Raw genomic sequence first — 12,170 nt, 5'->3', positions numbered from 1 at the left:
CACCCGCAGGTTCTGTCATCGCGGTTTCACATCCCACCAGAGGTGGGCCCCCAGTGCATCACCGGCAACCCGGTACCCGTGTTCCGTCTTCGCGAGCGAGGTCTCACAGTACTCGCGAACAGCTTGTTCCTGTTCGCGGGTTGTGCATCCCAGGCGTTTGCAGAAGTCCTTTGTAGCATCGGCAGGTGATGCAAAATATGCCGGCTCGCAGCTCGCTTCCACGGCAAGGTTTGCAAAGATCCCCATTTCGTACAACACTTCCCAGAGGCAGTCAGCCGTAGGCTCGCCCGGGAACTCCGCGCCATGAACTCTCGGCCAGAGTGCCTCGTTGAGGATCGCGGTGTACGGCTGGGTCAGGAACCAGAAGAGGTGGACCCGCCCGTCACAGACCGCCTGCATCTTTGCCAGCGCCGGCACAATATCCGTGATCATGAGGCTGTACGATGCAAATACGACATCGAACGGCTCCCCGAGCTCTTCCGGCTCCACATCCTCCCATCGCTTCGGGATGACCCGGATGGGCCGGACCTTCTGCTGTTCTGCATAGATCCCGAGTGCGTCCCGCATGGCTTCTGCGGGTTCAACAGCAACAACATCACAGTCATGTACTGCCAGCGGGACGGCAAGCGTGCCGGTACCGGCCCCGATGTCAAGTACGCGTGAGCCGTTTTTTACTCCCATGACAGCAATCCTGTCCTCAGCCCCTTTGCGCCAGCTGTCAAGGTTTTGTATGAAATGGTCCGAGAGCCGTTTCTTATCGTTCCAGAATGAATCAGGCCCGTCTTTTTTCGGGACGGCAAGCCGGGCGAGCCGCTGATCCTTCCACCGGTCCTGCCAGTATGTTTGTGATATGTCTGTTTTTTTTGGTCGCTCAGTCATCATTGATTACTCCGGCGCTCATCCCACACCATCATGCCCATGTATCCTCCTGCCCGTGATATGCATTTCCCGTTGACTGCAGCATTCCGGTAATATTTTCGGATTTTCTCTTTTGATTCATCGCTGAATTCACCCGTGCGATCAAGGGACCGGATCGCCATATCCGCCGCTTCTTCCCACCCTGCCTCCCGCCGGTGGTTCATCTTATGGATCCTCACAACCGGCCTGAACCCGCACAGGTACAGGTACATGAAATGGTACAGGAACCAGGATCCGCCCCGTTGGTTTTGCGGGGGATCCTGGTTGAGGATGGTACGGAAGATCTCCTTGTGCAGTTTCTCCCTGCCACCCGGGACCCCGCCGGAGTAGTAACAGAACTTCCGGGAGCAGGCCCGCATCCGGTCAAACGTCTTCACATCCTTGATTGACGGCGTCATCGAGGCAACCACCAGGTCGAACTGGTTCCGGAACCCCAGCTTATCGATATCCGCGGTCCACCAGGAACACTCAACCGGTTCAATGGAGAGCCCCTCACGGTCTGCAGTCTCCCGGATGAAATCAAGCGCTGTTGATGAGATATCGAGTGCGGTCACCTTCGCCCCTGCCCGGGCAAGCGGTATTGACAGCGCACCCGGCCCGCAGCCGATATCAAGGATATGGGCACCATCGGCCTGGAAACCGGCCTCTTCCAGCATCCCGAAGAGATCGGAGATGAGCCGTTCCTTCCTTCCTGGCCGGAGCCGTTTTGCGGTATGATCCGAGCGGTTCTCCCATGCTTTATTCCAGAACCCGGGCGAACCGAGTTTCGCGATATCGTTGTCCGGACCGTTCCATTCCCTTGAGCAGTCCAGCCAGTTTTTTACATCAGTATTCTGCTGCATGATCATTTCCCGGGGAACCCGGCTGGCGGCACTGCCGGGGATACTTCACCGCTCGCAGATGAACAACCGCAACCCGTCCCGCATCCGGCCGGGCGTTTCGTCAGCCGTTCGTACCGGGCCTTCTCATCATCGGGTGAAAACCGGAAGATCTCCGGGTGGAGGGTATGTGCAATCTCCTCAAGACCGAGCACCAGCTGGAGCGGTTCGGAGGCGCACGTGGCATTGACTGCAAAGACTCTCCCGGTTGCAAGAGCCCGGGCGGATATCCCCAGCTCCCGGCAGATCGTAATAAATTCCGGTACCGGATTTTCGGAATGACCGGCAACGAGGATAATATCCGGGTCGAGCTGGTTGAACTTCTCGACCGTGTACTCTGCATCAGTGCTCTCCTGCAGGTCAAGCTCCCGGTTCAGGCTCCTGCCGCCAGCGATCTCCACGAGCAGGTTGACGACCTTGTCGGCATACATGGGAAGGAGCGGGTGGCTCATGCAGGCAAGGACACGGGGCCTGTCCGTTCCCGGGGCACGGGAGATGACCTCCCCGACTGCAATACCGATGTAGTCCGCGATCCTCCGTGCCGCCGCCTCCCGCTTGCAGAGCGACCCGACATACCGGATCATATCCTGGTATCCGGCAATAGTCCCGGTGTGCTTGTTAAGGCCCATGAGATACCCGTTCGCGATCACGGTATTGCTGAGGCGGTCGATCTCCTGCTCGTCATTTACGCCAAGGACCCGGGCGATCCCGCCGATGAACTGGACGCCCATGATCGAGCGGTACCCGCCAAGGACCGGGATCTCACCTTGTGGGACGGGTTCGATCTCCCCCCGGCAGGGGAACCTGTACCCGCAGGTGCAGACCCCGTCTTTCCGGGCCGAGAGGACCCGGGCTGCCATCGGGCCGAAGAAGACGCGGTGGACGATCGTCTCCCCGCATGTCGGGCACCGGCTGTCAAGTTCTGTTGTTGCGAGCGTGTTGAAGAGGTACACGTGGTGGAGGTGCTGCCGGAGCGTGCGGCACATCTCTTCCCCCTGCTCGCGGGTCGGGGACAATGGTTCGATATCTTCATGCGTGGCGATGAACCGCATCACCTGGAACGGGATCTCCGGTGAGATCGCATGGACCCGTTTAGCGGCCCCGATGATCTCGCGTTCCCTGCCGCTGATGTACATTGTCGAGACTTCTACAGCAACGCCGGCATCGTGCAGGATCTTCAGGTTCCGGTAGACCGGTCCTGCGGATGCGGCCCCGCACTCCCGGTACCGCTCGTCCGATGACCCCTTGAGCCCGATATTCACGTAATCGAGATACGGCATCAGGGCTGCAAGTGTACGTTCTGTCATGTAGCCATTGCTGGAGCACCCGACAAGGAGTCCCGCTCTCTTCGCTGCCTGCGCAACGCGGAGGAAGGTCGGGAACGAGACGGCGGGCTCGTTCAGGCAGAAGGAGATGCCCCGGCAGTTCCCCTCGCGGGCGATGGCAAGGATCTCTTCCGGGGTGTAGCGGGTGAGGACCGTTTCCAGCGTGCCTTCCCGGATTGTCTGGAACTCGGAGATGCATCCCTCGCAGGCAAAATTACAGCCGATGGTGCTGACAAGGAGGAACGTGCTGTTCGGCCAGAAGTGCAGCATCGGAATGGATTCGCTGTTGACCGGGTAGATGTTCAGGAATTCGTCCGGGTAATTCTCCGTGATGATGCCCTGTTCGTTGCGGTACATCCGGCAGTGCCCGCTCATGTTCTCCGGGATGTTGCAGGCCCGCTCACAATAGCTGCATTCCATCGTCGTGATTCTCCTGTGTCTTTATTGTCCGGACCGGCATCGAACCGGATGCAGGCCGAATCGTTTGATAAGTGATTTTTGTTGACAAAACATAAAAGTTAAGTGTTTTAAATTAAACACCAATTGGAAAAGCGGGGGAATACATGACATCCATGACGAATACCGTCACTGATACCACATCATCAGGACATGACGAAGTCGTACAGGGCCCCCGGCTGTTCGCCTTCAGGGTCAGGGATAAGTACGCTATCCTGAACCATAACCCGGAGAATACCGGCAAAAAAGTCGTCATCCTGGTTACAAAGGACGGGAGAAGGATACTATTCCGTGCATCTCCGGTTGCCCGGGGTGATAAGGTCCTTGCATTTTTCCCGGAGGGAAACCCTCCGATCATGCTCAGGTGCGAGGAGATCCTTGAGCAGGAACCGGAGGGGATGCTGCTGCTGGAGCTGCCGGTTGAGAAATCCGGCACAATAAAAACATGGCTTGGGATCCGGTGACGCCATGGTCAAGGCAGCGGGTAAGGATAGCCGGAGCGGTATACGCTTACTCATACCATGGCGAAAATCCGGAGGATGTTCATCGGCATGTTTTTGAATTGTCTTTCCAGTCCCTCCTGCGATATCCGTGAAGGCAGAATAGTTACGTTTTATTAGCGACGTCGTCGTTACAATCCATCTGTGGCCCAGGGAAAAGACCGAAAGACAAGGTGCGATTACAATAATTGGTTCTGTTGTGTTGCCATAACATTTGCAGGGAGAACGCGATCCTTCCGGCCCTAATCCCAAGAACATGATATCCGTGTGTACTCCGGTTGATCAGCGTTTTTCTCAGCATGTTCTTCAGGATGGTCTTTGCCGCTGCACATTCACCTTCTCTGCAGATTTCCCAAAGAAATGATATCCCGATCCTCCTTCGGCAAGGATGCCGAGCAGCTCGTCCGGCCGGGTAACTGTTATCCCGCCCAGTACCGTGACGCCGCGCCGGAAGAATGCATCCGGCAGCAGGCCCGCCGTGGGGCCTACAACAACGATCTCTGCACCCGGCTTTGCACGGGCAAGGAGTGGTTCGAGCGTGTTGTTGAGGAGCGTGGTGCCGGTGATGACGAGCAGGTCTGCCCTGCCGACAGCCTCGTCCGCCCGTTCAGGCGGGATCGCAAAGGGGAGCTCGTCCGGCTTCAGTGTGCGCAGGTCGAGTTCAAGGATCCCGAATGGCTTATTCCGCATCTTGAGCCGCTTGAGAACGGGAACGAGCGCACCGACAACGACAACGTACCCCTCCTCCGGCAGGGGGATCGTATCGAGAGCATCCGTGCCGGTCTCATACCTGCAGTCCGGGTCGGGACTGCGGCGCCGGCATGATTCGGAGAGGGCATTGAGAACCGCGATCCCAACTGCCTTTTTCATGGGAGGTTCCCCGGGGAGGTTGCGGACAAACTCCAGTGCGGCTCGGCCGGTGAACCGTCCCGAAAGCGGCATGGTCCGGGCCGAGCTCGGGCAGCAGACTGCTTCCGGGATCTCTTTTATCGGCGTTGCTGCAATGCCTGCGGAGCCATCGCTGAGTTTTACCGCGGTGAAGAAGATCCCGATGACCACCCGCTCGATCCGGAGGGACCCGGCATCGCTGCCGAGTATCCCGCTGACCTGCTCAATGGTCTCGTCAAGGATCGAACCGGGCCGGGAAAGAGGTGAGGTCATGGGGAATCATTCCTTTGCAGAAATCGGTTCATTTCACAGTTCCTTCTCCCACCAGATCTTGGCCTGGTAGGACTTCCGTTTCAGGATGAGATGCCCGTTCTGTCTCTCAAGGGTTTTCTCCAGGAATCTCCTGAGTACGTCTGCCTGCCGCTCCTCGGTCAGGCCAAGATCGTACTGCTGGTCGGCAACAGCTTCGTCCACGCTCGAGAACCGGCTCGCGTGATCCGTGCGGGTGATCTCCACGTTTGCATAAATCCCCATCTGGCCAAGGAGGTTGAATATGATGTTTGGTGTATGTCGGGTTTTCGGGGGGACACCGAAGAGGTCTTCCCATATCGGGCAATAGTTCTGGAGCCGGGGCGACTGCATGTCCGCAAACCAGAAGATATAGGCATACTTCGAAGAGACCGCATCCATCTTTTTAAGGGCTGCCCGAAGATCATAAACGCCGAGCGAGTAGGATGCGACAACAACATCGTACGGCAAGTCGAGGTCCGTTGCAGGATCGACATCCTCCCACTTTTTCTGGAGTGTCGTGATGTTGGTAATCCTTTGCTCTGCGATATTCCCGTGAAGGCATTCAAGCATGCCGGAAGAGGGTTCGACGGCAGTCACGTGCCGGACCATCACGGCAAGAGGAATGGCGAGCGTTCCCGGGCCAGCGCCGATATCAAGGACACGGTCCGTCGGGGTGATCCGCATCATTTGGATCCGTTCCCGCCCATGCTCCCAGTTATTCTCCTGTGCCCGCCGGTTGAATTTCCTGCACCGTTCGGTATCGTTCCACCGGTCCGTGCAGTTCGCCAAAGCGTCTTCAGCGCGTTTCTTCAAGTCGAGGGTCTTCCACGCGTCGTTCCAGTCGATAGCATCGATGTCGGTCATGAATATCCTGCACGGTATCTTATGATAACAGGAGGTGCGCCGCGGGCAGCCCCGTTGTCAGTCCGGGCATGATACGATCACTATTTGTTATTATCAATGATAAGATGTTCAATATTTTCACTTTATACCTTCATCTCCGATTCGTGGAAGATGGCATCTCTCTTTGGAGAAACCGTTGTTGTATTGCACTCGCACAGTACCCATTCGAAAACATATATTTTAAAAAAATAATAATTAAAAAATCCACGCGCCCGGAATGTCCGATCAGGTCCGGGACTGGTACTGCCGTGAATGCTTGAAAACCAGGCAATCCTTTGCTTCTTCCATGACGGAAAACCGTCTTACGTTGGTGGGAGTTCCCGCTTTTGAGAGGCACACGGGGTTGGGACGCCCTCTTTTCAAATTGAGCCCCGTTCCCGAAACGGGGCATTTTTAGGGCGATTTCTCCGGAAGCCGCTCATTCCAGGCAGCCGAAAAAATGCGGAATTGGTGTAAACAAGGTGACAAAATCGTTTCAAATCGCTCGCATTGCGCCCGGATTTCGGTTTTTTCCTTCTGTAAGAAAAAGTGCGCTAATGGGACCCTTTTATTTTGAGAAACGATCCTCTCCCTGGGGATTTTATTGGTGGGAGATCTGCCGGCAGACATCCGGGGATGTCTTTTCTGTGTCTGGCAATTCTTACGACATGAAAAAAAGAAAAAGTTGGTTGTTGTCTTCTCACGCGGTGATGGGCACCTTTGTCCGAGTGATGATGTTTCCGGTTGGGTCAACCATTTCCAAGTAGAAGTACTTGCCGATGTTGGCCGGGTTGGCAAACTGGTAAGAGCGGAAATAGACTGACTTGTCGTTGGGATCATCTGTTTTGACAGTTCCCCACCAGATCTGTGCATTTAGATTGATTTGACCCTGGAGGGCCTGACATGCGGCTTTTCCACTCTTTTGTGGACAATTTGCCGCTATCTCAGCATCAGTGATGTAATCTTTAGCATCCTTAGGAATAATCGAAAGGACATCCCCTGCAGTGAAGGAAGACTTGTAATAGTAGCCGCTTGTTGCATTAATGACGGGTTTGCTGCCCGTTGCATTGAGGATGGTCTTGGGGAATGCATAGGCAAATTTCTCTGCATCAGGCCCGAAGAGTGACGACGGGATGGTCCGGAATTCAACATCGGAGAGTGCTACCGGATCGCCACCTGAGTGTGAGATGGTCATACCATCTGCCTGACTGTAGGTAGCCTCAAGAACCATTGACGGCGTTGCTTTCTGGGAGTCGGCCATACCTCCGGCAAATGCCGAGACAACGGCAGCAATGATGATTGTCACAACGAGCATCAGCATCACGCCAACGACCGGGGACACTGCATCATCTTTGTAGGATATACGCTTCTTGATCATTTCAGCCCACCACCACATCTTTCTTGAAGATTGTCATACCGCTTGGGGTATGGACCAGTTTGACACTCACAACGTCACCGGTCTTCAGGGTCTCCCAGTCCTTACCAAGGACTGCCTGCATCCCATCAACTGTTGTGCCAGCAGTATATTCCCAATCTGTGTACTCGCCATTTGTCTCAACACCGTATCCTGCAGTAGCATTACCGGTCATGTATCCTCCGCTCTGACCTGCCGGGTAGGCGTACATTGTCGTTCCACCGACAAGGATATAGTTACCGAACTGCTGCTCAGTTTCTCCTGGCTTTCCAGTGTTGACACTCTTAACCCCCTGACCATATCCCCACGGGGCAACACCCTCATCGGGGAATCCTGCACCACCCCATCCAAAGGTATTATTGACCCCGGTCACTTCTGCACCGCCCTGTGTCCCGTCGGAATTTGTCCAGCTGGTGACCAGTTTCAGGTCTTTTGTGGCAATCGGTTCAGTCACCGCGAGTACGTCCGCTTTGAAAATACTCGATGCAAAGGATCCGGTGTTCTTGATCTCCACATTCATTGTAATGGTTGGCGCCTTCTCTTTACCGTCCACAAGGCCCCCGGCAAATCCACTGACAACTGCTGCAATGATGACCGTCACGACCAGCATCAGCATAACGCCAACCACCGGTGAAACGGCATCTTCGCCTTTTTTTCTTGTCATTCTTTTCAGATAATGCATATAATTTCCTCTTGCTCAAATGTCCATGAGACGAGTCATGGCGGAGCACGAGCGACAGCCACATAGCTGTATACCTGTCCTGCCATGCCAGCCATGTAATTTTAATTAAAAGTATTTAACAACGATCATTTGTTAATGAATTTATGTTAATTATTAATACTTCGATTTGAAAAAAAGTCCGAAGTGCATGGTATTATTAAAGCACCTTTGGTTATCACGGCGAATACCTGTTATTGATAAATCCGGTGGAATTCGTCAGGTAATATAAACAATAATTATTTACCTCATATTCGTGGTTCCAGGGCTAAGATCACTATTGCTTAACGTCGGAATACAACATCGGGCTATGCGCATAACACAAAAACACACTAAACTGTTCCAGGCCGGTTCTATTCGTTTACGCTGATAATCCGGTTTCTGAAGAATGGATAACTCCCGTTCGCGGCATCAACGAGTTGTCTGGTGAAGAGATCCTGCGGGTGCTCCAGTACCTCAGCAGTCCTGCCGGATTCCACCAGCACTCCTTTATGCAGCACGGCCAGAGAATCGCTCATCCGCTCTACAACCGCGAGGTTGTGGGAGATGAAGAGGATGGTGAGGTTCATCCTTTTTTTGAGTACCTGGATCAGGCTCAGTATCTGGGCCTGGACCGAGAGATCGAGCGCCGCGGTCGGTTCATCCAGCACAAGGAACTCCGGTTCGAGCGCAATGGCCCGGGCAATGGCCGCCCGCTGCTTCTGGCCTCCCGAGAGCTCGAAGGGCCGGCGGCCCGCAAGTTCCGGCTGGAGCCCGACCATCTCGAAGAGCGCTGCAACCCGGTCCTCCCGCTCGTGGCGAAAGGCCCGGTGCCACACGGCCAGGGGCTCGGCAACGGATTCGCCGATGGGGAACCTCGGGTCGAGCGCCGTGTCGGGATCCTGGAAGACGATCTGCATCCGGGGCCGGATCTCCCGCAGGGCCGGTTTTTTCTGGGCAAGCAGGTCGATCCCGTCAAACACGATCCTTCCGGCACTTGGTTCCGTGAGCCGGAGCGCCATCCTCCCGATCGTCGACTTCCCGCTGCCGCTCTCCCCGACAAGGCCGAGCGTATCGCCCTTCCGGATGGAGAACGAAACGTCCCGTACCGCGTACGTCTGTTTCTGTTTAAAGAAGCCTGACGTATAATACTTCGAGACCGAGCAGAGTTCAATCATACCGGAAACACCTGACCCGACGGCCCCGGCCGGTCTCTTTCAGATGGGGATGCAGAGACCTGCACGTATCCATAGCACAGGAGCATCGCGGACAGAACCGGCAGCCGGACGGGACCTGCCCGGGAGCCGGGCTCAGGCCGGGAATGGGGTGGAACCCTGCTGACGGTGAAGATGCAAGGAGCCCCTGCGTGTACGGATGCCGGGGATGCGAGAATACCTCTGAAGTGGGGCCGCACTCAAGGATCTCTCCGGCATACATTACGGCAGTCCGGGATGCCAGGGTAAAAGCTGTCCCCAGGTCGTGGGTGATCAAGAGGAGTGTCCGCCCCTGCATAGCCTTCTTTAAGAGCCGGAGGATCTGGACTTTCACCAGTGCATCCAGCCCGGTGGTTGGCTCATCGGCAATTATAATATCCGGATTACATGCAAGTGCCATGGCAACCAGGATGCGCTCCCTCATACCCCCGGAGAACTGGTGGGGAAATTTTTGCACACTCTCTTCCGGCTGCTCGATCCCGAGTTCCGCGAGCAGCCGGATAACCTCATGGCGTAGATCATCTCCCCTGTATTGAGTATGGAGGGAGAGCGATTCTGCGATCTGGTCGCCTATCCTGACGACCGGGTTGAGCGAAGATACAGAATTCTGGGATATCAGGGCGATCCCTCTCCCGCGTATCTGCTGCATCTCCCGTTCAGCCACCTGCAGGAGATCGGAACCGGCGTACCGAATCGCTCCGGTGATCCGTGCATTGGGCGGCAGGAGGCGCATCACCGACATGCCGAGTACGGTTTTGCCGCACCCGGACTCCCCGATGAGGGCAATATGGTCGCCTGCTGCCACCTCAAAATCGATCCTGTCGAGCACCGGTACTGTAGCACCTGCGGTTTCGAACTGGACGGAAAGGTTGTTGATCGTGAGCAGGCTCATATGCGGTTTACCCCGACCCTTGGATTGAAGATCTCTTCAAGGCTGTACCCGGCGAGGGCTAGGGCGAGGGAGATGCCGACAACCGCGATGCCCGGCGGGAGGATCCACCACCAGAGCCCCAGAGAGAGTGCGCCGTACGCGTAGGCGTTCTGGATCATCGAACCCCAGTCAACCGTCATCGTGTCCCAGAGCCCGATGAAACTCAGTCCCACACCCATGACGAGATAGTGCTGAGAGGATGAGACAAACTTCGTTGTTACGATCGGCATCAGGTTCGGGAGGATATGGCGGGATATGATATGGAAATCCGAAGCGCCGATGGATTTTGCCCCCTCAACAAACGGCGTCTGCGATAGAGAGAGTGCCGGAGCCCGGATAAGACGGATCCCGTGGATGCTCCCGAGGACACCCATAAGAATACTGACCTGGATAACCCCGGGATTAAAGAATGCCGTCAGCACGATAAGGAGGGGGAAGGTGGGAATGGGCATCATGACATCGAGAATCCTGCAGACCACCTCATCAACTCTCCCCCCATAATAACCGAGAACGGTTCCGGCCCAGGTACTGATCGCCACTGACAGCAATGCTGATCCAAACCCGAATACCAAAGTGATCTGCGCCCCGTAAACCAGCTGGCTGAAAATGTCCTGTCCTACCTGATTTGTCCCGAACAGATGCCCGTTGCCCGGGGGCTGGAGTGGGGCCCCGGTGATCTCCGAGGCGGTATAGGGTGCAATGAATGGAGCACATGCGGCAATCGCGAAGTACATGCAGAGGATCGCCACGCTCAACAGGAGAAGAATATTCCTAGTCATGGCCACCCATCCGGATCCGCGGGTCGAGGTACGATGCAAGGATGTCGGCTGTCAGCATGGCCCCGATCGTCATGAGAGCATCCAACAGGAAGATCCCTTCGAGCAGCGGCAGGTCCCGTATACTGAGCGCTTCGGTTGTCAGAAGCCCGATGCCCGGCCAGGAAAAGACAGTCTCGATGAAGACATTGCCCATGATAATGCCGGCGATCTGGAATGTCGTCATTGTCGCCATTGGAAGAAGTGCATTTTTCAGCGCATGGCGCCAGAGAACGGCACGTTCGTCAAGCCCCTTTGCCCGGGCTGTCGTGATATAGTCCTCACCGATTACCGCGATCATCGAATTGCGCATCACGTAGTAGTTCCCGGCCGCGATGAACGACGCCATAAGGCCTATCGGGAGAATTGCGTGGTACAGCACATCCCAGGGATCCATCCCTGAGGTCAGGACACTGATGCTCGTGAACCCCCCGAGCGGGAACCACTGGAGGTAAAAAGCGAAGATCCATACCGCCATGATCGCCCACCAGAATTCCGGAATTGCCCGGAAGACAATCATGATGTTGAACAGCGCGAGATCTTTCTTTCCCCCGGATTTCCAGCCGGACCATGCCCCGAGTACGGTCCCGATGAGGATACCGGTAACCGTAGCGGGGAGCAGGATGACAAGCGACCAGGAGAGCTTTTCCATGATCATGGGAAAAACCGGCAGGCCGTACTGGTACGAATACCCCCAGTTGCCCTGCAGGATGTTGAGAATATAGATCATGTATTGTTCCGGCAGCGGGCGATCCAGCCCATACTGCTGGTAGAACTGTTCCACAGCCTCTTTTGGAAGTGTGTTCGACAGGGAAAGAAGGTAATTGGTGATGTAATCACCGGGCATCAGGTGCAGGATGAAAAAGGTGATCGTGACGCAGACGAAGAACGCCGCGCCGCTGTACCCGATCCTCCTAAGGAGATACTGCCCGTCAATCATGGAGGAGTCCCGGTGAGAACA

At 55.7% G+C, this 12,170-nt stretch carries 12 protein-coding genes; 1 reads left to right on the top strand and 11 read right to left on the bottom strand.

Annotated elements, in window-relative coordinates; all coding sequences use genetic code 11:
- Window positions 1-15: 15 nt before the first annotated feature.
- The 3 genes from PHF39_RS05060 to PHF39_RS05050 are packed head-to-tail and all read right to left on the bottom strand — an operon-like array spanning window position 16 to window position 3,541.
- Window positions 16-882 (bottom strand): class I SAM-dependent methyltransferase, encoded by an 867-nt coding sequence (locus PHF39_RS05060; protein ID WP_300221025.1) that lies wholly within the window; start codon window positions 880-882, stop codon window positions 16-18.
- Window positions 879-1,760 carry a class I SAM-dependent methyltransferase gene (locus PHF39_RS05055; protein ID WP_300221022.1) on the bottom strand — a complete coding sequence of 294 codons (882 nt, stop codon included), beginning with the start codon at window positions 1,758-1,760 and terminating at the stop codon, window positions 879-881. The genes PHF39_RS05060 and PHF39_RS05055 overlap by 4 nt, the downstream gene beginning before the upstream one ends.
- 2 nt (window positions 1,761-1,762) lie before the next feature.
- The gene (locus PHF39_RS05050) at window positions 1,763-3,541 is read right to left on the bottom strand and encodes a radical SAM protein (protein WP_300221019.1); all 1,779 of its coding nucleotides are present in this window, start codon (window positions 3,539-3,541) and stop codon (window positions 1,763-1,765) included.
- 143 nt (window positions 3,542-3,684) lie between these two features.
- Between PHF39_RS05050 and PHF39_RS05045 the strand changes: the two genes are divergently transcribed.
- On the top strand, window positions 3,685-4,041 hold the full coding sequence (locus PHF39_RS05045; RefSeq protein ID WP_300221016.1) for a hypothetical protein: 357 nt from the start codon (window positions 3,685-3,687) through the stop codon (window positions 4,039-4,041).
- 342 nt (window positions 4,042-4,383) lie between these two features.
- Here the strand turns inward: PHF39_RS05045 and PHF39_RS05040 are convergent, their stop codons facing one another.
- The 8 genes from PHF39_RS05040 to PHF39_RS05005 all read right to left on the bottom strand — a co-directional run bounded on the left by PHF39_RS05040 (window position 4,384) and on the right by PHF39_RS05005 (window position 12,149).
- Window positions 4,384-5,238: a DUF364 domain-containing protein gene (locus PHF39_RS05040; RefSeq protein WP_300221014.1), complete on the bottom strand. Its 855-nt coding sequence runs from the start codon at window positions 5,236-5,238 to the stop codon at window positions 4,384-4,386.
- Between the two features lie 33 nt (window positions 5,239-5,271).
- Entirely contained in the window at window positions 5,272-6,120 is an 849-nt protein-coding gene (locus PHF39_RS05035) for a class I SAM-dependent methyltransferase (protein WP_300221011.1), read from the bottom strand.
- A gap of 718 nt (window positions 6,121-6,838) precedes the next feature.
- The gene (locus PHF39_RS05030; RefSeq protein WP_300221008.1) at window positions 6,839-7,516 is read right to left on the bottom strand and encodes a type IV pilin N-terminal domain-containing protein; all 678 of its coding nucleotides are present in this window, start codon (window positions 7,514-7,516) and stop codon (window positions 6,839-6,841) included.
- 1 nt (window position 7,517) lies between these two features.
- Entirely contained in the window at window positions 7,518-8,216 is a 699-nt protein-coding gene (locus tag PHF39_RS05025) for a type IV pilin (protein WP_300221005.1), read from the bottom strand.
- A gap of 407 nt (window positions 8,217-8,623) precedes the next feature.
- Window positions 8,624-9,427, bottom strand: coding sequence for an ATP-binding cassette domain-containing protein (locus PHF39_RS05020; RefSeq protein ID WP_300221003.1), 804 nt, complete (start codon window positions 9,425-9,427; stop codon window positions 8,624-8,626).
- On the bottom strand, window positions 9,420-10,355 hold the full coding sequence (locus tag PHF39_RS05015) for an ABC transporter ATP-binding protein (protein WP_300221000.1): 936 nt from the start codon (window positions 10,353-10,355) through the stop codon (window positions 9,420-9,422). Before PHF39_RS05015 ends, PHF39_RS05020 begins: the two co-directional genes overlap by 8 nt.
- Complete coding sequence (locus PHF39_RS05010; protein ID WP_300220997.1) at window positions 10,352-11,173, bottom strand: ABC transporter permease; 822 nt, start codon at window positions 11,171-11,173, stop codon at window positions 10,352-10,354. The genes PHF39_RS05015 and PHF39_RS05010 overlap by 4 nt, the downstream gene beginning before the upstream one ends.
- Entirely contained in the window at window positions 11,166-12,149 is a 984-nt protein-coding gene (locus PHF39_RS05005) for an ABC transporter permease (protein ID WP_300220994.1), read from the bottom strand. The genes PHF39_RS05010 and PHF39_RS05005 overlap by 8 nt, the downstream gene beginning before the upstream one ends.
- Between the last annotated feature and the right edge of the window lie 21 nt (window positions 12,150-12,170).

This window comes from Methanoregula sp., from assembly GCF_028712425.1.
In the GTDB taxonomy this organism is placed as follows: Archaea; Halobacteriota; Methanomicrobia; order Methanomicrobiales; family Methanospirillaceae; genus Methanoregula.
Note: the sequence above shows the minus strand (reverse complement) of the source record. Positions and strands in the feature narration are given on the sequence as shown.